This window comes from Paenibacillus lentus (assembly GCF_003931855.1).
GTDB classification, from domain to species: Bacteria; Bacillota; Bacilli; order Paenibacillales; family Paenibacillaceae; genus Fontibacillus; species Fontibacillus lentus.
Genome location: NZ_CP034248.1, coordinates 3,360,933 through 3,386,377, shown reverse-complemented (window position 1 = coordinate 3,386,377; position 25,445 = coordinate 3,360,933). Strand labels below are relative to the sequence as shown.

23 protein-coding genes and 4 pseudogenes are annotated in these 25,445 nt (G+C 41.9%); 5 read left to right on the top strand and 22 right to left on the bottom strand.

Annotated features, from left to right (window positions below):
* Positions 1-181: 181 nt before the first annotated feature.
* The 4 genes from EIM92_RS15270 to EIM92_RS15255 form a co-directional block, all read right to left on the bottom strand.
* A complete protein-coding gene (locus EIM92_RS15270; RefSeq protein ID WP_125083376.1) occupies positions 182-1,045 on the bottom strand; it encodes an ABC transporter permease in 864 nt (287 codons plus the stop codon).
* On the bottom strand, positions 1,045-1,827 hold the full coding sequence (locus EIM92_RS15265) for an ABC transporter ATP-binding protein (protein ID WP_125083375.1): 783 nt from the start codon (positions 1,825-1,827) through the stop codon (positions 1,045-1,047). Before EIM92_RS15265 ends, EIM92_RS15270 begins: the two co-directional genes overlap by 1 nt.
* A gap of 21 nt (positions 1,828-1,848) precedes the next feature.
* The gene (locus EIM92_RS15260) at positions 1,849-2,862 is read right to left on the bottom strand and encodes an ABC transporter substrate-binding protein (protein WP_125083374.1); all 1,014 of its coding nucleotides are present in this window, start codon (positions 2,860-2,862) and stop codon (positions 1,849-1,851) included.
* Positions 2,863-3,039: 177 nt separating this feature from the next.
* Positions 3,040-4,560: a carboxypeptidase M32 gene (locus EIM92_RS15255; RefSeq protein WP_125083373.1), complete on the bottom strand. Its 1,521-nt coding sequence runs from the start codon at positions 4,558-4,560 to the stop codon at positions 3,040-3,042.
* 149 nt (positions 4,561-4,709) lie between these two features.
* On the opposite strand from EIM92_RS15255, the gene EIM92_RS15250 reads away from it, so the two are divergent.
* Together EIM92_RS15250 and EIM92_RS15245 are read left to right on the top strand one after the other, a co-directional pair.
* A complete protein-coding gene (locus EIM92_RS15250; protein ID WP_125083372.1) occupies positions 4,710-5,270 on the top strand; it encodes a beta-class carbonic anhydrase in 561 nt (186 codons plus the stop codon).
* A 238-nt stretch (positions 5,271-5,508) separates the two neighbouring features.
* Positions 5,509-5,904: a DUF2871 domain-containing protein gene (locus EIM92_RS15245; RefSeq protein WP_125085210.1), complete on the top strand. Its 396-nt coding sequence runs from the start codon at positions 5,509-5,511 to the stop codon at positions 5,902-5,904.
* A gap of 312 nt (positions 5,905-6,216) precedes the next feature.
* On the opposite strand, the gene EIM92_RS15235 is transcribed toward EIM92_RS15245, so the two are convergent.
* Positions 6,217-6,753 (bottom strand): GNAT family N-acetyltransferase, encoded by a 537-nt coding sequence (locus EIM92_RS15235; RefSeq protein WP_125083371.1) that lies wholly within the window; start codon positions 6,751-6,753, stop codon positions 6,217-6,219.
* Between the two features lie 234 nt (positions 6,754-6,987).
* A pseudogene (locus EIM92_RS24760) lies at positions 6,988-7,170 on the bottom strand (phosphotransferase-like protein); the annotation flags it as partial.
* Positions 7,171-8,075: 905 nt separating this feature from the next.
* Between EIM92_RS24760 and EIM92_RS24755 the strand changes: the two are divergent.
* Positions 8,076-8,350, top strand: a pseudogene (locus tag EIM92_RS24755) (transposase); the annotation flags it as partial.
* 423 nt (positions 8,351-8,773) lie between these two features.
* Positions 8,774-10,070: pseudogene (locus EIM92_RS15215) on the top strand (IS1182 family transposase); the annotation flags it as partial.
* Between the two features lie 29 nt (positions 10,071-10,099).
* On the opposite strand, the gene EIM92_RS15210 reads toward EIM92_RS15215, so the two are convergent.
* The 8 genes from EIM92_RS15210 to EIM92_RS15175 form a co-directional block, all read right to left on the bottom strand.
* Complete coding sequence (locus EIM92_RS15210) at positions 10,100-12,097, bottom strand: EndoU domain-containing protein (RefSeq protein ID WP_125083370.1); 1,998 nt, start codon at positions 12,095-12,097, stop codon at positions 10,100-10,102.
* A 647-nt stretch (positions 12,098-12,744) separates the two neighbouring features.
* On the bottom strand, positions 12,745-13,149 hold the full coding sequence (locus tag EIM92_RS15205) for a hypothetical protein (RefSeq protein ID WP_125083369.1): 405 nt from the start codon (positions 13,147-13,149) through the stop codon (positions 12,745-12,747).
* Positions 13,150-13,152: 3 nt separating this feature from the next.
* On the bottom strand, positions 13,153-14,904 hold the full coding sequence (locus EIM92_RS23930) for a peptidoglycan-binding domain-containing protein (RefSeq protein ID WP_211344377.1): 1,752 nt from the start codon (positions 14,902-14,904) through the stop codon (positions 13,153-13,155).
* Positions 14,905-15,114: 210 nt separating this feature from the next.
* Positions 15,115-15,336, bottom strand: coding sequence for a hypothetical protein (locus EIM92_RS15195; RefSeq protein WP_125083367.1), 222 nt, complete (start codon positions 15,334-15,336; stop codon positions 15,115-15,117).
* Between the two features lie 125 nt (positions 15,337-15,461).
* Positions 15,462-16,373: an IS3 family transposase gene (locus EIM92_RS15190; RefSeq protein ID WP_125080998.1), complete on the bottom strand. Its 912-nt coding sequence runs from the start codon at positions 16,371-16,373 to the stop codon at positions 15,462-15,464.
* Positions 16,374-16,393: 20 nt separating this feature from the next.
* Entirely contained in the window at positions 16,394-16,720 is a 327-nt protein-coding gene (locus EIM92_RS15185; RefSeq protein WP_125080997.1) for a transposase, read from the bottom strand.
* Positions 16,721-16,917: 197 nt separating this feature from the next.
* Complete coding sequence (locus EIM92_RS15180; RefSeq protein WP_246020994.1) at positions 16,918-17,307, bottom strand: hypothetical protein; 390 nt, start codon at positions 17,305-17,307, stop codon at positions 16,918-16,920.
* Positions 17,300-17,506 carry an EndoU domain-containing protein gene (locus EIM92_RS15175; protein ID WP_246020992.1) on the bottom strand — a complete coding sequence of 69 codons (207 nt, stop codon included), beginning with the start codon at positions 17,504-17,506 and terminating at the stop codon, positions 17,300-17,302. Before EIM92_RS15175 ends, EIM92_RS15180 begins: the two co-directional genes overlap by 8 nt.
* On the opposite strand from EIM92_RS15175, the gene EIM92_RS24750 reads away from it, so the two are divergent.
* Complete coding sequence (locus EIM92_RS24750) at positions 17,507-17,605, top strand: helix-turn-helix domain-containing protein (RefSeq protein WP_125083366.1); 99 nt, start codon at positions 17,507-17,509, stop codon at positions 17,603-17,605.
* A 409-nt stretch (positions 17,606-18,014) separates the two neighbouring features.
* Here the strand turns inward: EIM92_RS24750 and EIM92_RS15165 are convergent, their stop codons facing one another.
* The 8 genes and pseudogenes from EIM92_RS15165 to EIM92_RS15130 form a co-directional block, all read right to left on the bottom strand.
* A complete protein-coding gene (locus tag EIM92_RS15165) occupies positions 18,015-18,521 on the bottom strand; it encodes a hypothetical protein (protein ID WP_246020991.1) in 507 nt (168 codons plus the stop codon).
* 5 nt (positions 18,522-18,526) lie between these two features.
* Positions 18,527-19,753, bottom strand: a complete 1,227-nt coding sequence (locus EIM92_RS15160; protein ID WP_342772926.1) for a peptidoglycan-binding domain-containing protein — start codon at positions 19,751-19,753, stop codon at positions 18,527-18,529.
* 197 nt (positions 19,754-19,950) lie between these two features.
* A pseudogene (locus EIM92_RS15155) lies at positions 19,951-21,129 on the bottom strand (IS110 family RNA-guided transposase).
* A gap of 483 nt (positions 21,130-21,612) precedes the next feature.
* Positions 21,613-21,951 (bottom strand): hypothetical protein, encoded by a 339-nt coding sequence (locus EIM92_RS15150; protein WP_125083363.1) that lies wholly within the window; start codon positions 21,949-21,951, stop codon positions 21,613-21,615.
* A 16-nt stretch (positions 21,952-21,967) separates the two neighbouring features.
* Positions 21,968-23,875, bottom strand: a complete 1,908-nt coding sequence (locus EIM92_RS24250; RefSeq protein WP_125083362.1) for a polymorphic toxin type 50 domain-containing protein — start codon at positions 23,873-23,875, stop codon at positions 21,968-21,970.
* A gap of 274 nt (positions 23,876-24,149) precedes the next feature.
* Positions 24,150-24,443, bottom strand: a complete 294-nt coding sequence (locus EIM92_RS15140; RefSeq protein WP_125083361.1) for a hypothetical protein — start codon at positions 24,441-24,443, stop codon at positions 24,150-24,152.
* 11 nt (positions 24,444-24,454) lie between these two features.
* Positions 24,455-24,661 carry a hypothetical protein gene (locus EIM92_RS15135; protein ID WP_125083360.1) on the bottom strand — a complete coding sequence of 69 codons (207 nt, stop codon included), beginning with the start codon at positions 24,659-24,661 and terminating at the stop codon, positions 24,455-24,457.
* A 322-nt stretch (positions 24,662-24,983) separates the two neighbouring features.
* Positions 24,984-25,430, bottom strand: a complete 447-nt coding sequence (locus tag EIM92_RS15130) for a contact-dependent growth inhibition system immunity protein (RefSeq protein WP_246020988.1) — start codon at positions 25,428-25,430, stop codon at positions 24,984-24,986.
* Positions 25,431-25,445 lie beyond the last annotated feature (15 nt).

The following is a 25,445-nucleotide window of genomic DNA, read 5'->3' as shown; positions in this document are numbered from 1 at the left end:
TGTTTATGACCTGTCGCACAATGACATTTCTGATGATATGCAAGGGTTGAGCCCTGCTTCGTCTATTGACGCATACTAGATATAATCGTCACTCCCATATCAAAAAAGATCGCACACCCGCCAACGAACAATTGAAGCTATCTCAACGTTCGAAGGGAGAACTGCGATCTTGTAGTTATACTTACTGCTCGCGCACAAGCTTCCGTTCAATATAAACAACAAGCTGATACATGGCTGTAGCCACCAGCGCAATAATAACGAGACTGGACAAGACCAGCGTAAAATTAAACACTTGAAAACCATATACGATGAGGTAGCCAAGGCCAATTTTGGCGACGAGAAATTCCCCGACGATAACGCCGACCCATGCCATGCCTACGTTAACTTTTAGTGTGGAGATAATGGTTGGAAAGGAAGCGGGTAGTATCGCTTTCTGGAACACGTCCTTTCGAGTTCCACCAAAGGTGCGGATGACCTTCGTATAGTTCGCATCAACCTCATTAAAGCTGGTATATACGACCAATGTCGTAACAATGACGGTAATGGATAAGGTTGTAATGACGATTGCCGTAAATCCGGCACCGAACAACACGATAAATATCGGACCTAATGCAACCTTAGGCATGCTGTTAAACACGACCATATACGGATCAAGCACCTTGGACAGAAACGGCGACCACCAGATGACAACGGCGAGCAGCGTACCAATCAAAGTACCTAACAAAAAGCCAACTACGGTCTCCGATACCGTCATGGCCAGATGAGGCCATAGCTCTCCACTGACAACGTCCTTCACGATTTGCTGCCCGACTTTGGACGGATAACTGAAGATCAGCACATCGACCCATTTTAGTCGGCCAGCAAGCTCCCATAGGAGAATGAAAAATAGTAGTATCAAGGACTGAACTGCAAATACTCCTCGCTTTAATCGACGTTTAGCCTGCAGATGCTGCCGCCATTTATGGGATAACCATATCGGTGAATCCAAGCTGCTTAAGTCTTGTTGATTGGAGGCCACTGTAGCCTCCGAGCGCTCCTCCTTCATCAGGTTTTCCCCTTTCTCTCGGATGCTTCGAGTTCACCCCAAATTTCATGGAACAGAGCATTGAACCCCGGTTCCTCCCGCGCATAAAAAGGCTGCGCCCGGCGGATATTGTCCGGTACTTCAAAGGTACTGCGAATTTTGCCAGGTCTTGCACCAAGAACGATAACCCGATCACTGACAGCGATCGCTTCCGACAGATCATGCGTGACGAGGATCCCGGTCTTTCCTCGCTGCTTGAGCGTATCAACCACCAGATCCTCCAACTGCAGCTTCGTCTGGTAATCGAGGGCGGAGAAGGGTTCATCAAGCAGCAGCAAGTCCGGGTTGGTAGCGAGAGTTCTAGCGAGCGCAACCCGCTGCCTCATTCCGCCCGAGAGCTGGTGCGGGAACATATGAGACGTCCCGTCAAGCCCCATGCCTTCCAAAAGATCTTCGGCCAATTCTACGCTTTGCTTGCTAAGCAGATTAGTTAGTTCCAGACCAAGCAGTACATTGTCCTGAATGGTTCGCCATGGAAATAAATAATCTTGCTGCAGCATGTAACCCACTTCCGGGGTAGGCCCTTTTACGGGCTTGCCATGAAGCAGTACGAGTCCTCTTGAAGGGGGGATTAATCCGGCCATCAGCGATAACAGCGTCGTTTTGCCGCAGCCGCTTGGACCGACCAAGCTGATGAACTCCCCGCTTTGGGCGGACAGATTCATATCTTCGAGTGCAAGCGTAACTTCACGATCGGTTACATAAGCCAGATCAACGTGCTTTAGTTGAATGATAGGCACCATACACCTAACACCTTCCTCTCCTTACGGCGATGGGTCTGACTTAATGGCGAACTTCGCATATTTATTCTCAGCCAGCTCATCTACGGATGCACGCACCTTTAGCTCGCCTGCTCCTTCCATGACGTCCAGCAGATTATTCCAGGCCTCCTCCGTAATTTCCGGGGATTCGGCATATGAGCCTTGCTCCAAGTAACGCTTAACCGAGCTCTCGAGAACATCCAAATCCGTATCCTTGAAAAAAGGAGATATCACGCTCGCCGTTTCCGCTGGGGAGTGCTCCTGAACCCAGATTTGCGCTTTGTGGATCGCATGTGTGAGCTTTTGCACGACCTCGTCATTCTTGTTCATGTAGCTTTGCTTCGTCATGTATACCGTGTAAGGTAATCGACCGCTCTCCATGCCAAAGGAAGCAATGACATGTCCCTTACCTTCGCGCTCAAAAATCGAGGCCTGCGGTTCAAACAGCTGTACAAACTGTCCTGTGCCCGAGGCGTATGCAGCAGCGATGTTGGCAAAGTCGATATTCTGAATGAGCTCTAGATCACGGTGCGGATCAATGCCATGCTTGCGCAGCGAAAATTCCCCCGCCATCTGCGGCATTCCGCCCTTGCGCTGCCCGAGGAATACCGCCCCATGAAGCTGTGACCAGTCAAAATTGTCCATTTGTTCCCTAGACACGAGAAAAGTGCCATCCGTCTGTGTAAGCTGTGCAAAGTTAATGACCGGATCTTCCGCTCCTTGCTGGTAGACATAGATGGAGGTTTCAGCTCCGACTAACGCCACATCGATTGCACCGGATAATAGAGCCGTCATCGTCTTATCCCCTCCGGCTGTCGTCTGCAATTCCACCTCCAGTCCTTCCTCTTCAAAAAAGCCCTTCTCCAATGCGACATATTGCGGTGCATAAAAGACGGAACGGGTTACTTCCCCGACTTTAACTTTATGCAACTGACCGTTACCTCCGCATCCGCTGAGAAATGCGGGAAGGAATAAAAATAGCGCAATCCAGAATAGGGCATGACGTTTATTCCACATTTCGGTCACCTCTTTCTTAATAGAAGCTTTAGTTAAGAATATGCGGCGGCCCTTCATTTGGTTATGACATGCACAAAGAGACCGCCACCCGCGATCTGTTATAGTCGCTGGCGACGGTCTCTTTCATCAAACAGATGAATCTGAACCTTTTCCTCATTATTATCCTGCATTCAGCTGTTAGCTCAGCCCGTAGATTGCTTTATATTTCTGCTCCAAATAATCGGCTAAATAATTCGGATTGAGCTCTTCGCCCGTAACCCGCTTCATGATTTCGGCTGGCTTTTGACTTTTGCCGTATTTATAAATTTGCTCCGTGAGCCACTCCTTGATCGGTGCAAAATTCCCTTCCGCAATTAAATCGTCTAAGTTCGGCAATTGTTTACGCATCGTGTTTACAATTTGTGCCGCATACATATTTCCGAGCGCATAGGAAGGGAAGTAACCGAAGCTTCCGCCGGACCAATGCACATCCTGCAGCACGCCCAAGCTGTCATTCGGTGGTGTCAAGCCGAGGTAGGCCTTGTACTTCTCATTCCACACCTTAGGCAAATCGCTAACCGATAATCCATCGTTAAACAGCTGCTTCTCAATTTCATAGCGGATAATGATATGCAAATTGTACGTCAGCTCATCGGCTTGAATGCGGACCAAAGAGTTTTCCACCCGATTCACCGCCTTATAAAATTCGTCCACGGTGACATTTTTCAGCTGTTCCGGGAAATGCTGCTGCAAATCGCCGTAATACCGCGTCCAGAATTCAAGGCTGCGTCCGATAAAATTCTCCCACAGGCGGGACTGGGATTCATGAATGCCCATTGACGCCCCTTCGCCAAGCGGAGTTCCTGCCAGCTCTGGACTCACATTCTGTTCGTACAAGGCATGCCCTCCCTCATGCAGAGAGCTGAACAATGCGAAGGTCACGTCGTCCTGCAGATAATGCGTCGTGATACGGACGTCCCCTTGATTCAAAGTAATTTCAAAAGGATGCACACTTTCATCGACACGCCCGGCTTCAAAGTCATATCCCATTTGCTCCAGCATAAACAATCCGAATTTTTCCTGCTGCGCTTTGTCAAACAATTGATTCATAAAGGAAGCTTGCGGCTCCTGAGACGCCTCTTTAATCGCCTCGACCAAAGGCACAAGCCGATCCCGAAGCTGTCCAAACACTTCATCAAGCTTCTCTACCGTCAAATCCGGTTCATACATATGAAGTAGCGTATCATACCGGGTTGCCTTGGACCCCCAGTAATCAATAAATTCATTGGTCTTCTCAATGATCTGCGCCAAATAAGGCTCGAATCCGGCATAATCGCCTTCTTCCTTGAAGTCCTCCCACAGCGTCTCCGCAAGCGCGGTAAGCTCCGTATATTCCTGGTACTTCTTCGGCGGAATCTTCACGCTGCGATCGTATTCCTCCTGAGTAACGGTAATGATCCGTTGTTTGATTTCATCAAGCTCGGCCAAAACGGCCGGCGAATTTAAATAGGTGAGGAAATTCCCCATCTCTTCCGATGTCTGAAGCCTGAAGGCTTCCGTCATGAGCATGCCGATCGTCTCGGAACGCCCCTGCGCCCCTTTCTTCGGTGCACCTGTGCGAAGATCCCAATGCATCAGAGCTACAGCTTCGTGATAACTTTTAATTTTCCGTTGTAATTCATCAAATTGTTTCCAAGTCGAAGCGGTTGTCTGATTCATATTATTTCCCACCCCTATCCAGAAATTTATACCCACCCCTTGATGATACTTTTTACACCACGTATAATCAAATTTTGAATCGATGTATTGAATGATGATTCTAATGAAATTTTAAACTTGATTGCAACTTAGCAAAAGGAGCTGACCCTATGAGCCAAATTGAAACTATTCTGGAGCATAACAAGAAATTTGTAACTGACAAAGAATACGAAGCATATATCACGGACAAATTTCCCGATAAGAAAATCGCCATCGTAACATGTATGGATACAAGACTCGTCGAGCTATTGCCTAAAGCCATGAACCTGCGTAATGGCGACGCCAAAATTATTAAAAATGCAGGGGCCGTCATCTCTCAGCCTTTTGGATCCGTAATGCGGAGTCTGTTGCTCGCCATTTACGAGCTACAAGCTGAAGAGGTATTCATCGTCGGCCATACCGGCTGCGGCATGGCATCTCTGAACTCAGAGCATATGATTAATGAAATGAGAGAGCGCGGAATTTCAGATGACATACTGAGCACGTTGGAGAACTCGGGAATTCGACTGAGAAAATGGCTCCGCGGCTTCAATGACGAAAAAGAGGGCATTATCCATACCGTTGGGATCGTTAAAAATCACCCGCTTCTGCCAGCACATATCCCTGTTCACGGCATGCTGATTGACTCCACAACCGGAGAACTCGAGCTTATCGTTGACGGTAGAGAGTAGAACAGCAATTCATCATTTATATTTTGGTTTATCCTATAGCATACGCGTATAAACATGCAGAGTGCCATATCTTTAGGCAGGCAGTTGTTGACCCAATGTCAGCGGCTGCTTTTTTATTTGCATGAAGATGAATCATTCCACTTTGTTAAAATGTTATCATAATGTGTTCATATGGAGTTCATTTAGCCGTGCTATACTGACCGTAAATTTTAAAATTTTTTTAAAGGAGAAACCAATCATGAAAAAGTTGTATTATACGTCCTTCTTCTACGCCATCCTCGGCTTGTTTGCCGGCATTGCCTATCGCGAGATTACCAAGCATAGCAACTTCAGCGGGGAAACCGTCCTCGTTGCCCTTCATACGCATATTTTAGTGCTGGGCTTCCTCTTTTTTACCATCGCCCTGATTCTTGCCAAGCTGTTCAAGGTGCATGAAGCGAAGTCCTTTGGAGTATGGTATATCGTGTATAACCTGGGCCTCTTCATTACCATCGGCGCTATGGCGGTTCGCGGCATGCTGCAAATCAACGGCACCGACATCAGCTTCCTGCCGCACATCGCTGGGCTCGGCCACGCGATCCTCGGCACAGCCATCATCTGGCTGCTCGTGCTGCTGCGCAAGAGAGTTCAATAAACAGGGAAAAATGCGGTTGCTGGGCTTCAGCAGCCGCTTTTTTGTACATTTTTTTTCAAAATAAATATTGAGAAGGAACCGTTTGCAGCTGCTCTCCTCATGGCCCGTATTTTTTTTCAACAGGATATTTTAAAATGGAACGTTGTAGCCATGATTTTAGGGTTTGTCATCTTATACAAGCCGATTACAGGCATAGAACTACTTGGATCCTTATTCATTGTAGGAAGAGTCGTGTTATCCACGTATCAACGAAAAAAATCGGTACCTCGACTCTAGAAAGGGGGACTCAACCATCATAGACAGCCTTTCATTTTACTTGTTAAAATACTCATCCTGGAGAATACCCATTTGTATGATATCAACCCATTTTCCTTCTCTAAATAGGCATTCCCTGATCACTCCTTCCTGTTGAAAGCCGATTTTTTTATACAGATGAATCGCCCTGTCATTAAACGAAAATACCTTAAGAGATACCCTGTGCAGATTCATTTCATAAAAAGCATAGTCCAGCAGTAACTTCAGTCCTTCTGAACCGTAGCCTTTTCCCCAATATTCCTTTTCTCCGATGTCAATAATGCACTCCGCATTTCTGTTTTTATAGTCAATTAGGATTAAGGAGACAACGCCAATGGGCGTTTCATTGATTTTATCAACCATAATGTAGCTTTTAGCGGAATGCGCCCCAAGGATGACCTGATCAACAAATACTTTCGTTTCCTCCAGGGAATAAACGTCTAACGACGGATTGGTGGTTTGCATCACATCCATATCATTTCTCCATGTGTGATACAGCTCTGTATCTTCGTGCGTCATTTTTCTTAATCTGATTCTTGATGATTCGAACAACATAACGACCGCTCCTTATTTGGCATTGTGTGCTAATTTAGTTACTAACCTCGACATCGATGCTGGGAATAAAGCGATTGTGGATTTTATTGCTCACTTTAGCCAAGCAAGCCTTTGGGACGGTCAGTAGAAGATGCTTTTCCATAATCAACTTTACACAGGATTCAATAGAATCTTTGTATATATCAACTTCTATGTCGTAGATCTCATTCATCTCATTCTGCTGGTGAACAAATTTTAATTGTTTTTTGCAAGCCCTATTTGTCTATCTCCCCTTGCCTGTTCCCTACGTTCAAGCTCTGTAAGAGGACAATGCACGGCAACAAAGAACACTGGATAATTATTTAAAATTGCCAGATAATCAATAATTGTATCTTTATTATGTAAAACATGGTCTACTATAAAAAAAGTTCCTTCCTCTGTGGCTGCTTGCTGCTTTGTAGATCGGCTTCACGGCAGCGGTCATCGGTCATTTTCTTGAGATGCTCCTGAATTTCTCGCGTGCAGACTCCTTTAGCGTAAAGGGCAATGATCTGGTCTTCGATGCCTGCCAGGTTCTTCTGATGTTTCTACATGATCATGGGCTCAAATCCAATATAGTTAATAATATCTTTTTTGAGAGAAATTCTATAAGATTAAGCTTCATGTCGACCAATTTATGAAACGAATCCAATAAGAATGCATTGGAAACAATTGATCGTCTATTATTAGGTTTTAATCTTATTTGCTATATAGATATATTTTGCAAATAAATTTTTGAAATATCACTTTTGGAATATTCTAACAGATCCATTGACATTTTTACACACAATTTCTGTTTAATTGAAGAATATAGTATGTCCTCTGTATTAAAGTCAATATCTCTAAGAATATTGCGTACTAATTTATCGAATGATTCAAAATTTATTGCGTCTAGAGAAAGCATTTCGAGGGATTCAGGGAATTCGTCATGAAATGAAGAAATAATTTTAGATTGTTGAACTACAGAATTCGAAAAACGTAAACTGGAATAAGTGACGATAAGGGATGAAAATAGTCAATCTGCCTATCACTTAGCTTCATTAACTTATGCCATTCGTTAAACTGAAGAGGTGTCTCAAGCATAGTAGCCCTCCAATGTTTGTAGAAAGTCTGGCTTCTTGCAACCAGACTTTCTACAAACTTATTTGTTTTTCATGATAACATCAATGAATTACATAAATAAGCATTTTGCATTAACCAGAACCCTTGCTAGACAAAGGTTTTCAAACATTAAAAAGGACTTCACCCCAACTTGGAGAAGATTTCAAGTGACAAAATAAGAAAAACCAAGGGGGGAAGTCACTATGTATATTCTACAAGAAAGATATTCTACAAGTAAGTCTATTTCCCTTGAAAAACTTCAAAAACATGAATTTAAAGATCGTTTGCTATCTTCTCCAGCGCCCTGAACTTACGACCTTATGCTAAAGAACTGAGAAGTCATTCACCCCGAGGTGCCGATGGGCACTGTCGACAAGGGACTCTTCGCGCATTGCTTGCGGCACCGCTAGAGAACATTGATACATTTAGTGGCTTGCATCGTCGTCTGGATATGGATCTTCGTTGGTCTAGGTCCTGCTATTCAATTCTCATATATGGAATTATGCAAAATGCTCAATTTTTTTAATATCAATGGGTGAGTTATCATGGTGATTTATTTATAAAAACACTCCGTGATCTGGCATACTTTAGAAATATCCTTCTCAGCTTTGATGATACGCGATAAAAATACTGTGCCGAAAATGCAAAAAGCACTGATGACATAAGTATCAACAGTGATTCAGCTAATGAACTCTTCACAAATTGGATAGAGGAGTGGCGGGGCGTCAATATCTCTCGCAAGTATGAGCTAACTGTATTTCTCAGACTGTTGAAAAAGCCCCTATCTAGATCACATTACCGCGTTAATTTGGTATAATATAGGTAATATATTGAAAGTGTGGTGTGCGAATTGCCTAACATTCAACAAGATAGAAATCAAATTGAATTGGTTAGTATAGATATGCTTGTACCAAAAGATCATTTACTACGAATCATTGATGAAAACGTAGATTTTTCATTTATTACGGAGATGACTCGCCCCTACTATCACGGCACATTAGGGAGGCCTCCAATTCACCCGATTCGCCTTTTCAAAATGATGCTGATTGGTTATTTGTATGGCATTCACTCCGAAAGGCAATTAGAGCAAGAAATTAAAACGGACGTAGCCTACCGCTGGTTCCTCGGTCTAGGCTTAACGGATCCTGTGCCGGATCACTCGACGATTAGTTACAACCGTAATGTGCGATTCAAAGGATCTACCATTTTTCAAGACATTTTTGACGAAGTAGTCCGTTTGGCCATCCGTCATAACATGGTAGGGGGACGTGTTCTCATTACTGATTCAACGCACATCCAAGCTAACGCGAATAAAAATCGTTCATCGATGCAAGTTGTGACGGAAACGCCCCTTGAATATTTAAAAGAATTGGAGACAGCTGTTAATCAAGAACGAGAGCGTCATGGAAAAAAGCCGCTGCCGCCCGTGAAAAACGAAACGATTGAAAAAAAACTGCGAGTGAGTAACACCGATCCAGAAAGTGGCTTTATGAAGCGTAAAGGTAAACCCGAAGGGTTTTATTATTTGGATCATCGTACAGTCGATCACAAATTCAATCTCATTACGGATGTCCATGTTACCCCTGGAAATGTGAATGACTCAACCGTTTATATAGAAAGACTTCAAAGACAGATCGATACATTTGACTTTCACAATACGTTAGAAGCTGTTGCTTTGGATTCAGGATATATGACGCCCTACATATGCAAAAAAAACAAGCGAGATGGGTATTTTCAGTGTCATCGCTACTCGTAATGCCCCTACAGCAGAGGGGACTATACCCAAAGAAGAGTTTTCCTATGACCCGCAACAAGACGCTTATATATGTCCCAATGGATCTAAGCTGACTTACCACACAACCAATCGCAATGGATACAAAGAATATATGTCCAACCCTGACTTATGTGGCCAATGCCCATTATTGGATAGCTGTACATCAAGCAAAAATCGTAAACGTAAAATTCAGCGGCATGTTTGGGAAGGGTTTAAAGAGCGAGTAGAAGCGAATTACCGTAGCTCTTCAGGACAGATCTTGTATAAGCTCCGTTGTAAAACAGTTGAGCGAAGCTTCGCGGATGCCAAAGTGCTCCATGGGCTTCGCATTTCCCGTTTGCGTGGCCGGGAAAAAGTGCAGGAACAAGCACTGATGACTGCCATAGTGCAGAACATTAAGAAAATAGCAAGGCACCTAGCCAAGCTTTTTTCTCGTACAAACGGGAACTCACCTTATATTTTAATCCTTTCGATTCTGGATTTCCGTGGAAAGTATGTTTTCTTGCATAGAAAATCAATTACTTCAACAGTCTGAGCAATACCAGTTATTTTTCTTCCGACAATACTACCAGCATCAATTCCTTGTTGCATAGCGGCTTTACCCCATTCGATTATTGTCGTCTCAGAAATTTTGGATGGGTCATACACAGTTTTGGGATTTTTGAAGTACTTATACTCTCCAGTCAAGTTGCCCTTATTATCAAGTTTAGGTATCTTGTAATTAATTTCAATAATTCCGTCAATTGTGGGGTGCGGTGTTACCTTGTTAATAAAGTCCACATCATCTAACTTCAAAACATTCCTGAAATAATTGTAGAACTCATCCATATTGTGACCGCCTGTAATACCTTTTGATGGATCTCGGTCAAATTTCTTAACGTTTATTAAATGGTCATCATAATCTGATTTGAAGACTAGATTACCCCTCCCCTCAAGAGGCTCGCTTGTTTTCTTTTTCTCTATAGCTTCAAGTAATTCCTTCTCTTTCTTCAAATACTCGTCGAACCTGGACGCTTCTCTTGCAGCTGCGCTCTGCTCAATATTTGCCTCAACCCATGCACGTAATTCATCTTTCCCCTTATTAGCCAAAGAATTATCTACTGGATCTGGATTCGTCTTTTTCGGCTCAGTTTCTACTTTCTTTGTCTTATTTAAGTCTACGTTAGTGTTAGCGTTAAGTGATCCGCCGCTGCCTTTGGAGTTCGATTTAAGCTGCATTCTTGCAGCCCCAAGACCTACAATTTGAGTGGCCAGCCCTGCACTATCTAGCCAATGCTGTTTGGAAAATGGATCGTCCGTGGTAAAGATGCCTACAAACGGTTCATACACCCCGGACAATACTCCCGAGGATAACCAATCAATATAAGTATAGGCAGATTCATGCCTGTTTTCAGCTCGGTAGGCATAACCATCATAAATTCCTTTGGGAATGCCGAAGCTAATATAATTCAGAAAATCGCCCGGTGAATCCAGCGCCTTATTCGCTCGTTCATCTGCTGCCACCATAATATCGGAGCCGATTTCCTTGAAGCTGTCTATGGATTTATTGAAGTAATCTATCGTTTTTTCAAATACACTTCGCGTATCCTCCAAGCCCCCGGGTATGAGACACATATCCAGGTTACGAGGCGATTTTTCGACGAGATCCTTGTTCATATAAATCAAATTTAAGACTCTATGATCGATCTTGCCATTGACCTCGTCGAACTTATACTGAAGCTCCGCAGATAATTCACTAGAGTTGTAGTTATCTTGGAATCTTTCGACCGCCCTGAGCAGCTCAGGACTATATTTACCCGTTATTTCGCCACGATATAGATTGATTTCGGCTAGGTACTGCTGCACATATTCAATATTCTGCTTCGAGATGGTCTTGTTATATTCCTCTACTTTAAGTGGAATTTCTTTTCGTCTTGCTTCTGCTGCAATTGCTCCTGCCTCAATGAATTCATAGCGATCTCTTGCCCAGTTTTGATAATTCAAGTTAATCATGCCTAATGCAATGGCGAAACGTTGTTCACTCAGGGCAGGCATGGCCGAGCCATCTGTTTTGTAGGGGTCATACCGAAGCGCACGCAGCGGTGAGCCCATAAAATGAGCTCTTAAATTGACATCGGCTGCATACCACTTCTCCGATACGCCAAGCGCTGATAGCTGTGCCCGTGCTTGCTCCACCAATTGGTGAGCTTCATCCATATACTTCTGGTTGCCAAACTTGCTATATATCGCATATTCCGTTTGGTATTGAGCGATTTGATCGAAGGCACTTTTAATTAACATAAGCTGCTGTTCGGCAAATGAACGCTCTTCAGCATTTCCATTCTGCAGCATTTCAAAATAGGCGTTGATTTGCTCGTCTTCCCTAAATTGGCTCAGTCTGGATTCCAGTGTCATTTCCTTGGCCTGCTCTATCGCATACTTAACGAGATCAATTAGGCCAAAAAGCTTCAAGTTGAGTCCATATCCAATAGGATCGTCGGTCGATTTCTCATTACTTAAGAATATAACCGATTTTAAAGTGGGGTAAGGCAGACCGTTCAACTTTTTAGCGGAAATAATTATGATTGGTACTGACCATAATCAACCATAAATTAAGCAATATGAAAAAGAGACCCATTTCAACTTACGATACAAGTTAAAATAGGTCTCTGCTTGTTTAAACTTAAATTTTTGTGATTTATTCGGTAATGGGTGGCCCAAAATTTTTAAACATTTAAAGCAAGTTTTAATTGTTCATGTTCTGTTTTGCTAATATCAGATACTTCAACCATGGCGAGTAATTTTTGTTCGGTTAATCCAAACAATATTCGTCCATGTTGTCTTCCTTTATAGGTTAGACACTCTACAAGCAGGAATCACACCAGACATACAAAGCATAAGGCGTTTTTAGAGTCTTGAATTTGTCACATTGGAATAATCCGATCATTAAGTAACAGGCTTGCCATAACGGCAAAACCCAAATTTTTAAATATGTTAGCGCATCGCTTCACACTAATCAACCGAGTTCTATTTACCCAGTACCATAGATTGCCGAATTTGCTTGGCTTCGTTATTCCTCACCCGCTAATTGGGCGGTGCGCGGTGCGGGACATATACGATTAATCATAAACAATATATACATTACTTTCATTACTCTTGGCATGTTCTAAAAACTGTGTAATCTCGCATGCAACTTTAGGTAGTGTGGGTACTATATTCGGAGATGCTTCAACTGCCTTTACATCCACGTTTTGTAAATTAAATGATTTAAATAACTGAATAGTAGCATCAAGATTTGTTAATTCCCAAGGACTTTCCTCGTACCAACCTTCTTGAACGTAATATTCACGCAAGATACCATCATTGTAAGCTTCATACTGACACATTAAATCTAACATGGTTTCAAAATAACCAGTCCACATTTTAAGAACCCGTCTTTCATTGAGCTTTTCATAGACAAAAGCAATTTCAGGCTCGCCTTCAAATCCTGTATAGTAGGAATCATTAACTATATCCGTTTTCATACTTTACTCCTTCCAATGTCCTTGGTCTAAAATTCTAACTTGCTCTGGAGTTGCAGTTCCCGCTTTTCTGGCGGCAATTGCATCATACCATCTGTACCCCTCGACCCACTCATTTTCTCCAATCTTGAAGAAGGATTGTGGTTTGTTCCCACCACTACCTGGGATTGTCCTTTGAATTACCCAAGTGTTTCCTTGGTCAGCAGGTGCTCCAGAGGTTCTAGTGTGCCATCTTACTTCGTATTTATATGTCCCGTCATTCCATTTGTAGGTTATTTGTTCATATCCATCAGCCATTGACTTAGCCTTCATGTTCGCATTTTCTGGTATTTCGATTGGTGCTCTCTGGGAATAATGCTTTGCTATAGCTAATTGTTCATCAGCACTCATGTCTGAGAATTTTTTACCACCATTACCCATACCCTCATTCTTTTTCTCTATAGCTTCTAGCAATTCCTTCTCTTTCTTCAAATACTCGTAGAACCTGGACGCTTCTCTTACAGCTGCGCTCCGCTCAAGATTTGCCTCAACCCATGCACGTAATTCATCTTTCCCCTTATTCCCCAAAGAATTATCTACTAGATCTGGATTAGTCTTTTTCGGCTCAGTTTCTACTTTCTTTGTCTTATTTAAGTCTACGTTAGTGTTAGCGTTAAGTGATCCGCCGCTGCCTTTGGAGTTCGATTTAAGCTGCATTCTTACATACCCTATGCCGAACATTTGAGCGGCCAGCCCTGCACTATCTAGCCAATGCTGTTTGGAAAATGGATCGTCCGTGGTAAAGATGCCTACAAACGGTTCATACACCCCGGACAATACTCCCGAGGATAACCAATCAATATAAGTATAGGCAGATTCATGCCTGTTTTCAGCTCGGTAGGCATAACCATCATAAATTCCTTTGGGAATGCCGAAGCTAATATAATTCAGAAAATCGCCCGGTGAATCCAGCGCCTTATTCGCTCGTTCATCTGCTGCCACCATAATATCGGAGCCGATTTCCTTGAAGCTGTCTATGGATTTATTGAAGTAATCTATCGTTTTTTCAAATACACTTCGCGTATCCTCCAAGCCCCCGGGTATGAGACACATATCCAGGTTACGAGGCGATTTTTCGACGAGATCCTTGTTCATATAAATCAAATTTAAGACTCTATGATCGATCTTGCCATTGACCTCGTCGAACTTATACTGAAGCTCCGCAGATAATTCACTAGAGTTGTAGTTATCTTGGAATCTTTCGACCGCCCTGAGCAGCTCAGGACTATATTTACCCGTTATTTCGCCACGATATAGATTGATTTCGGCTAGGTACTGCTGCACATATTCAATATTCTGCTTCGAGATGGTCTTGTTATATTCCTCTACTTTAAGTGGAATTTCTTTTCGTCTTGCTTCTGCTGCAATTGCTCCTGCCTCAATGAATTCATAGCGATCTCTTGCCCAGTTTTGATAATTCAAGTTAATCATGCCTAATGCAATGGCGAAACGTTGTTCACTCAGGGCAGGCATGGCCGAGCCATCTGTTTTGTAGGGGTCATACCGAAGCGCACGCAGCGGTGAGCCCATAAAATGAGCTCTTAAATTGACATCGGCTGCATACCACTTCTCCGATACGCCAAGCGCTGATAGCTGTGCCCGTGCTTGCTCCGCCAATTGATGAGCTTCATCCATATACTTCTGATTGCCAAACTTGCTATATATCGCATATTCCGTTTGGTATTGAGCAATTTGATCGAAGGCACTTTTAATTAACATAAGCTGCTGTTCAGCAAATGAACGCTCTTCAGCATTTCCATTCTGCAGCATTTCAAAATAGGCGTTGATTTGCTCGTCTTCCCTGAATTAGGCAATATGTAAAAGAGGCCCATTCCAACTTACGATGCAAGTTAAAATAAGCCTTTGCTTGTGTAAACCTAAATTGTTGTTGATTTATTCGGCAATGGGTAGCCCCACCACCGTTATTAACTAACTCATGCCTGCTGCAATTCTTTCCACAATTTCTTGATCCCACTCATCAAGATCAGCCATTAATTCTTCATATTTGCTTTTCGATTCAGGAGTATCAATAGCCAAAAGTGCCGCTATGCTATAATGCCCTATGGTGTCGATTCCAAAGAGTTTATTTACATTAGGGTCTCTAAATTTGCTGATGTAAGAAAGTTTAGAAATGATCTCTTCGTTACACATTTTTCTGCTGACAATCTGGCTTATAGCGGGTTAACCCCCTAATATTGGACACAGCACCTCTTATTCGAATGATTGCATAGAATCGCTCGATGTTTCATAGTTTTTCATCTGATGACGATCATGCCTTACACGTTGATTTCCTTGGGTCTTACATTGCCTTGCCGGACTGCTTCCATGTATTCGTACGGCGACATATCATATATGCTTCCATGGATGCGATTGCGATTGTAATTGTAGATAAAACCGCTAACGATCTTATATGCCTGTTGGTAGCTCTCAAAATCGTGGCGCTGGTAACATTCCGATTCAAGGATCGAGTGAAAAGACTCGATGTGGGCGTTCTTATTCGGCGTCTTAGGCGGTATTCGTTCGTGGATAATTCCAAACTGTTCACAAGCCTCCGCAAACCGATGGCTAATGAACTGTGGACCGTTATCCGATCGAATAATTGGTCGATTCGCCTTGTCAAAGAGCTGGCGCTTCATTAGTGCCTCCTGCGTGATTTGAACCAGATCCTTAGCCTCGCAGGACAAGCCATGATGATAAGCAACAATTGCTCGGTCGAACACATCGATGATGCTCATCAGGAAGAAAAAGCGCTGTTCACCTTCGAGCCAACCATACTTAATATCCGTTTCCCACAGTTGATTGGAAGCGGTAATGACTTTGTTATTTGCGAGTCGTTTCGGATGCTTGGCCTTGAGCTTCCGCTGAGGGCGAAGCACATTCATTTTCTTGCACAGCCGATAGACTTTCTTCTTGTTAATCACAAGGTGGTGCTGGCGCCTCAGCATCTTTGTCAGCTTGCGGTATCCGTAGACAGACGTGTACTCATCGGCCAACAGCTCCATGATCCACTCACAGATTTGCTCATCGCTAATTCGCTTGTTGTCTTGCGTATATGAGTAACCAGGCGCGGAGCGACCGTTCCTGAGGATTCGCTCAGTTTGCTGATTCGGGCGATTCACATGTGCATAATATGTGGAACGCTCCACTTCCAGAATGCGCAGCACAAGGCTGATTGAATAGCCCTGCATGATGTATTTCTGCGAAATTTCTATTTTATCCGCAAGTGTGGGTTCGTTTTTTTTAACAGGTCACGGAGGATTTCCCTCTCTAGCGCCTGCTCTGCATAGAGCTTCTTAAGCTTCTCGTGCTCCTTCTCCAAGGCTGCATAATCTGAGGCTGTAGGAACGAATGAAGCATGCTTCAAAGCATCGCCATCCAATTCGTCAAGATCCTTGCGTTTCAATTCTCTTGCCCAGCGCAGCACCATCTTCGGATCAAGATCATGCTGCCTGGCTACTGCCGTCATATTGCCGATTTCATGCCCCTTGGATACAACCTTTTTCTTGAAGTTCAGATCATACCGTTTTCTTTCCATTGCGTTCCCCTCCGACTGATTTCATTCTATCGGAATAAGGGGTGTACTGTCCAAGTTCATTTGGGGGCTAAATAGATAGCACTTACTAAAACCTGATTATGATGAATATCTAAACACTTGATAATTTCAATATCGTTTAATTTACCTTCTCTTATTTCCTTCGATAAACTTAAAGGTTTCACTCTTCATCGCTCCTCTTATTCATTTATTGGACTAAAGTTATCTATTAGATATTGCCTTTCAGATCTATAGTTGTTCCACAGTTGTTCAGCAAGAGCCTTGTTACCGATTCGGTCAGCCTCTTTTATTTCAACCATGTATGCTCTGAGTTCCATAATAATTCTATTTTTAAACTCATAAGTAACATCCAATATAGGGTAGCCTTTTGCCATATCGTCTAGAAAATGTTGATATTCATGTCTTAGAGCACTTATTGAAGCATCTTCATATATATTTAATTGCCCAGGACCATAAATTTCTCTAAATGGGTCTGTATCATTTTTCCCTAACATACTGTCAGGTAATCTACTATTACCCGTCCCCTCAAGAGGCTGGCTTGTTTTCTTTTTCTCTATAGCTTCAAGCAATTCTTTCTCTTTCTTTTACTCCATTAATATCAACATTGGCTTGATAAACACCAAACTCATTAGGTGGGTCAACATTCCCGACAATTTTACCATTACTATTTGGCATCCCTTCATAATGAAAACCATTGGCATTCCCATTTTTGAGTATTTCCCCATCAAAAATAAGGTTTAATCCATTTTCTTTAGTTTCAAGCAACACATGTTTTTTGACACACACAGTGCATATTTCGAGACATTAGAAACGATTTGCAGAGCATTGGACATCGACATTAAAGACCTCCTGGTCTTAGAGGATTAGCCTTAGTACACTTGCTATCGGGGTAACGATGGGAATAGTTGCAAAGGTTTTTCTTTTCTTCGGACAACCTTCTCGTCATAGTAATCGCCACTCCCCCCTTTAATAGTTGCGAAAATTATTTACAGAAATCAATTATTTTCATAGGCAAGGGAGAAAACAAAGATAATAGAAAACAGGTCAATGATGGTGGTATCTAACCAAAATCGACCAGTTTAATGTAACCCTATTGCGTTATTTAGGTTATATTTGTCAATCTGAAAAGTGCGTACAATTGGAATGAAGAAATTTTCATACGGGTATTAAAAGGGTTAAAAGTGTTATTGATTGAATAATGGGTTCATTCGCCACTGGGTAGCCCCACCAAAAAAAGAGCCTTAAGAGGGTGGTACGCCCCTTAAGGTTTTGGGTACTAGCTCAAAATAAATTCTACAGCACTCTCTAAATCAACTACTTCCTCACCAATCTCAACTAGGCAAGTGTCATCGTCAGATGCAGGCTCAAAACCGATTCTGATATTTGGAATATTGAATTTGTCTTTTAGACCTACTAGAGTTTCTAATATTTTTTTGGCTTTCAGCCTTACCTCAGAACTCTTGCCCTCGTATAGCTCATTCTCTGAAAAATTAAATGTAATATCCCCAAATTCTTTATCAAAGGAAAATATTACCATCACATCTTTTATACTACATCCTATTTCCATTTGGTTCAGAAATACATTTCCCGTTCCAATCGGTGAAAGTACTTCCCTGAAACTTTTGATTTGATGAAATTCAATATCTGCTCCATTGTTGTTGTCAAAGAAATGGGAGGATTTAACTTCTGATGAGTTAATTTTAAGTTCATCATAAATTAACTTGTCTAACTCATCTTTTCGGAAGTCCTCTAATATAATTTCAAGGTTTTCCAAACTATCCACTCCTTTTATTGGTCAATAAAGCCCTTAAATGTTCCGTCTTGATTAAGTCTTACTCCCCGTCCATCAGGTAATTTCTTTTCTAGGAATGTGATTCCCCTATTGTTTGTAACTTTAACGAAATCTCCCGGAGCATCAATAATTTCCTCTAAATGCCTCTGTGCTGTCTGATTAATTTGGTCTGAGCCACCCTTAACTTTACCCCAAATTTCAGGATTTCTTCCTGCATGTTTTTGTAGAGCATGTCCTACAACAGTCTCTCCGCCTTTTTTAGCCTGTGTTGCTGAGTTAATAATGGTATTACGACTAACACCATTACCCATACCCTCATTCTTTTTCTCTATAGCTTCAAGCAATTCCTTCTCTTTCTTCAAATACTCGTCGAACCTGGACGCTTCTCTTGCAGCTGCGCTCTGCTCAATATTTGCCTCAACCCGTGCACGTAATTCATCTTTCCCCTTGTTATCCAAAGAATTATTTACTGGATCTGGATTCGTCTTTTTCGGCTCAGTTTCTACTTTCTTTGTCTTATTTAAGTCTACGTTAGTGTTAGCGTTAAGTGATCCGCCGCTGCCTGTGGAGTTTGATTTAAGCTGCATTCTTGCAGCCCCAAGACCTACAATTTGAGCGGCCAGCCCTATGCTATCTAGCCAATGCTCTTTAGAATATGGATCGTCCGGGTTAAAGGCGCCTACAAACGGTTCATACACCCCGGACAATACTCCGGAGGATAGCCAATCAATATAAGTATAAGCAGATTCATGCCTGTTCTCAGCTCGATAAGCATAGCCATCATAAATTCCTTTGGGGATGCCGAAGCTAATATAATTCAGAAAATCGCCCGGTGAATCCAGCGCCTTATTCGCTCGTTCATCTGCTGCCACCATAATATCAGAGCCGATTTCCTTGAAGCTGTCTATGGATTTATTGAAGTAGTATATCGTTTTTTCAAATACACTTCGCGTATCCTTCAAGCCCCCGGGTATCAGACACATATCCAGGTTACGAGGCGATTTTTCGACGAGATCCTTTTTCATATAAATCAAATTTAAGACTCTATGATCGATCTTGCCATTCACCTCGTCGAACTTATACTGAAGCTCCGCAGATAATTCACTAGAGTTGTAGTTATCTTGGAATCTTTCGACCGCCCTTAGCAGCTCAGGACTATATTTGCCCGTTATTTCGCCACGATATAGATTGATTTCGGCTAGATACTGCTGCACGTATTCAATATTCTGCTTCGAGATGGTCTTGTTATATTCCTCCTACAGTTGCGATGACTTTAAATAAATTACAAGAAAACGAACATAACAAAAAACCAGCTAATACTTGTCAAGCCTCAATACCTTGGCTTTAGGACTGAAATGCTGATATACTTTTGTATATGCCAAATAACCTCCATTGCCGTGGAGGTTATGGAAAATTATGGTTATACCTGGTAGGGCTGGCCCTTCTTCAAGATGGCGTAGATGTGATGCAATAGCTTGTTTGCGCAAGCAATCACCGTCACCTTATAAGGCTTGCCCTCTTGCCTTTTCTTATCGTAGTACCTCTTTATCCTCCCGTTACAGCCGCGACGTAATCCGCATTGCACTGCCAAAAATAAAGCTCGTCGTAAACGCTTGGAGCCTCGCTTTGATATCCGGTTGCGTGTAGCTGTAAACTGTCTAGAACTCTGTACACCCGGATCAATCCCTGCAAATGCCACCAACTGCTTTGCTTCTTCAAACTGATGAGCGTTACCGATCTCTGATATGATTGTCGCCGCAAGTTTATCCCCTAAGCCCGGAATACTCTTGATAAGTTCTATTTCCGGCATCTTCTCAGCCAACAGCCTGATCTGCTCCTCTATCGTTTGAAGCTGTTCCTGCATGGACAGAAGAAGCGTTATCATGCTTTGCAGCATCATCGTTTGCGCCAGGCTTCTCTCTGACTTGAGCCAGTGTTTATGAACGATGTTGAGATGCTCAGCTTTCGAACGAATCCATTGTTCGGAGTGAGACTTCCCCGTAAACGGACGTATAACTTCTGTCCATTCCTTCGATTCACTGGATATACAGGCTTGCAGCGTCTTAAGTGCCGTTAGAGAAAATAAATCGCTGAAAATCTCCTCATAGGCGGGAAACACCTGATCCAATAGCGCACGTGCGTTAAGCTTTGCTTGTACATAAAGCGAGCTCATAAACTCATGCTGCCTTGTCACATGCTGAAGCTCTGTGTAACACTCCTCCCAGCTCCGATGCGGCTTCACGTCGCCACGATAATACATTTCCGCCAAATGCCAGGCGTCTGCTCTATCCGTTTTTACTTTTCGCAGTTGTGCGTTCTTAGTGCGTTTGGATAACAACGGGTTGACGATGAAATAAGATACCTTAATAGCCGACAGGTATGCCACTACTGGGCGATGATAATGACCCGTTGCTTCCAGAACGACAACAGGTTCTTCTCCTGTTCATACTTGAAGCTCCTGAATGATGCTACCAAGACGTCTGTATCCCTCTTCATCGTGTGTAATGGTTTCAGGTTTTCCGTAAACCTCATTTCGCTTCATAAACGCTTGAATAACACTTTTCTCTTTCGCTACATCTAAGCCAATAACCGGTTCCATATCCTCTCCTCCTAATGTAATTTCAGCCGACGTTCCCACCGATGGTTCCAATCCCACAGCTTCGCTTGTGATACGAGGTCACTAGCCACAACCAGCTCAAACATGGTCATTGGGGGTAGTGGGTAAACAGTTTTTTATACGGGGTTTAGTACCCCAAGGTCAACCACGTTCTCCCGGCTACCACCATCATAGAACAGCCGTAAATTTAGGCCAACCAGAAATCTCTGGCCGACCTAATAATACGAAGCAGGTCAATCATGGTGGTGTCTGACCATAATCGACCTGCTTGATGTAACGGAATAGCGTTATTTAGGTTATAAAATTAAAGCAATTGATGTGCGTACAACCGAAATGGTGAAATCTTTATACGGGTATTACATGGGTTAACTGTGTTATTGGTTGAATGATGGGTTTATTCGGCACTCGGTATCCCCACCAAAAAAGGCACGAAGCCAATCAAGGTATATATTTAAAGTAACGCTTTTATTTTTTACTATCCCTTTTCCATACATTTTGTCCATCCGATAAAAAAACTGCACCTGGCGGATCATCATAAAGTGAAATTTCAATTAATGTACCTTTCTTTTGTATTAACCAATTATATAAACTATTTTCTTCACTAGTAGGATGCACTAAAATATCATTTACTTGAAATGTAACTGCATGATATTCAGTATAATTTACATCATCGTCATCCAACCCATTGTCTGTTTCAAAAAGTGTGTCTGATTCACCAATAATCTTTAATCCACTATCCCACTCTATTATCAATTCACTATCTTTATACTTTTTTAACACTTTTATTAAAGGGTCATATTCCATGTGTATCCTCCTCTTTTTACTCCTTTAATGGTTCTGATGGCACTATATGCGCTCCGTCTTTTCCGTAATGAATCATTCCTCTAGTAGTTTCAAGATACTCACCAGTATCACGATCATAGTATTTTCCAATTGGTTTACCAAAGTCTACTCTTTCTTTATTACCATTTGGTAGTAGTTGACCTTTACCTGCAAACTCATCAAGCAATTCTTGTGCCGTTTTATTATCCCCATAGAAGATACTCTTGTTTTTTCCATTTGCTATTTCTTGTTTATAATTTGGAGTATTAGGAATATGTTTCTCCTGAGCACCTGGTTTTACTTTAACTGGGAATCCATTTACTTCTTGGTAAGGTCCTATAGGTACTGAATTCTTTCCATAAGAAGGTACACCATCACCCGTCCCCTCAAGAGGCTGGCTTGTTTTCTTTTTCTCTATATCTTCAAGCAGTTCCTTCTCTTTCTTCAAATATTCGTCGAACCTGGACGCTTCTCTTACAGCTGCGCTCCGCTCAATATTTGCCTCAACCCATGCACGTAATTCATCTTTCCCCTTATTATCCAAAGAATTATCTGCTGGATCTGGATTCGTCTTCTTCGGCTCAGCTTCAATTTTCTCTGTCTTATTTAAGTCTACGTTGGTGTTAGTGTTAAGTGATCCGCCGCTACCTGTGGAGTTCGATTTAAGCTGCATTCTTGCAGCCCCAAGACCCAGTAACATTGAGACCAGACTTGCACTATCTAGCCAATGCTCTTTGGAATATGGATCGTCCGGGTTAAAGGCGCCTACTAGGGGTTCATACACCCCGGACAATACTCCGGAGGATAACCAATCGATATAAGTATAAGCAGATTCATTCCTGTTTTCAGCTCGGTAGGCATAACCATCATAAATTCCTTTGGGAATGCCGAAGCTAATATAATTCAGGAAATGACCCGGTGAATCCAGCGCCTTATTCGCTCGTTCATCTGCTGCCACCATAATATCGGAGCCGATTTCCTTGAAGCTGTCTATGGATTTATTGAAGTAATATATCGTTTTTTCAAATACGCTTCGCGTATCCTCCAAGCCCCCGGGTATCAGACACATATCCAGGTTACGAGGCGATTTTTCGACGAGATCCTTGTTCATATAAATCAAATTTAAGACTCTATGATCGATCTTGCCATTGACCTCGTCGAACTTATACTGAAGCTCCACAGATAATTCACTAGAGTTGTAGTTATCTTGGAATCTTTCGACCGCCCTTAGCAGCTCAGGACTATATTTGCCCGTTATTTCGCCACGATATAGATTGATTTCGGCTAGGTACTGCTGCACATATTCAATATTCTGCTTCGAGATGGTCTTGTTATATTCCTCCACCTTAAGTGGAATTTCTCTTCGTTTCGCTTCTGCTGCAATTGCTCCTGCCTCAATGAATTCATAGCGCTTTCTTGCCCAGTTTTGATAATTCAAGTTAATCATGCCTAATGCAATGGCGAAACGCTGTTCACTCAGGCTAGGCATGGCCGAGCCATCTGTTTTGTAAGGATCATACCGAAGCGCACGCAGCGGTGAGCCCATAAAATGAGCTCTTAAATTGACATCGGCTGCATACCATTTCTCTGATACGCCAAGCGCTGATAGCTGTGCCCGTGCTTGCTCCGCCAATTGATGAGCTTCATCCATATACTTCTGATTGCCAAACTTGCTATATATCGCATATTCCGTTTGGTATTGAGCGATTTGGTCGAAAGCACTTTTAATTAACATAAGCTGCTGTTCAGCAAATGAACGCTCTTCAGCATTTCCATTCTGCAGCATTTCAAAATAGGCGTTGATATGCTCGTCTTCCCTAAATTGGCTCAGTCTGGATTCCAGTGTCATTTCCTTGGCCTGCTCTATCACATACTTAACAAGATCAATTACTCCAAAGAGCTTCAAGTTGAGTCCATATCCAGTAGGATCGTCGGTCGATTTCTCATTACTTAAGAATATGATCGATTTTAAAGTGGGGTAAGGCAGACTGTTCAACTTTTTGGCGAAAATAAATAATAGGATGGCCTAGAATATTATGATTGGTACTGACCATAATCAACCCTAAATTAAGCAATATGAAAAAGAGACCTATTTCAACTTACGATGCAAGTTAAAATAGGTCTTGCTTATGTAAACTTAAATTTTTGTGATTTATTCGGCAATGGGTGGCCCAAAATTTTTAAACATTTAAAGCAAGTTTTAATTGTTCATGTTCTGTCTTGCTAATATCAGATACTTCAATCATAGCGAGTAATTTTTGTTCGGTTAATCCAAACAATATTCGTCCATTTTGAATATGAGATACAATTGGAGAGTGATCAAATAATATACGAAAACTATTGTTACTAACCTCTACATTGATATCGGCTATATCATCAAAGTAACCACTATTATTAAATATTGTGTCTTTGTTAAAAAGAGGAAGGCCTACAACACTAGAGGTTACAACTTCATGATTTTGAGAAAACTTCACTTTCCCACTATCTACAGTGTTAAAGTTAATGAAAATAAACTTCCATCTTGCTCTGAAATCCCCATCTCAAATAACGATTTTTTAAAATCTCCTGTCCTCCAATATAAGATTCTATCAAAACTTCTTTCATTCGCTCCCCACCTAACAGTAATTGGAATATAATCATCAAATTCTACGTTTTCTTTCTTTACACAAGAAATTTCAGATATCTGTATCATGCTTAAAACTCCTTCTATATAATGTCGCTAGAGAATATATAGAGCGTATTTTTAATTATATTGATATATCCTTGATGCGTTTCCTTATGTGAAAAAACTACGAGAAGCCGAAGCTAACAAAAGACAGGTCAATCATGGTGATATCTGACCATAACCGACCTGTCGTTATTTAGGTTATATTATTAAAGCATTTGATGTGCGTACAATCAAAGTGACGAAATCTTTATACGGGTATTACATGGGTTAGATGTGCTATCATTTGGGTGTTGGCTTCATTCGGCACTGGGTGGCCCCACCACCAGTCAAGTAATACTTACCAATATCAATGAATTTTACTCTTTATTATATTGATATAGCCCTGATACGTCTCCTTCTGTTCATCGAACATCCAAATATCCGCTAAATCTATTAAGCCGTTCGTTTCAACATTTTCAATCATTTTATCCAATTTACTCTTATATGCTGATAGTATATCCGAATTAACAGATGATAACTTTTCCATCAATTCCATTGAATCAATATCAGCATAGAATGGTGTATTCTGTTCATCAATCCTTTCAATAATTTCAAAAGTCGCTAAATCTGTAAAAACATCCTGTCTAATACAACGGATCAAATCGAAGTTTGATAACTCACACAGACATTTACCTGTAATCTCCAAATGCCACACAGGTAGCGACATATCAGAAAACTTTGTTGCATTTTGTACTACACTTTCATAATCTTCATTAGTCAGATACTCTTTTAATGTCTTTTTTCTATTAATCATATACATTACTCCAAT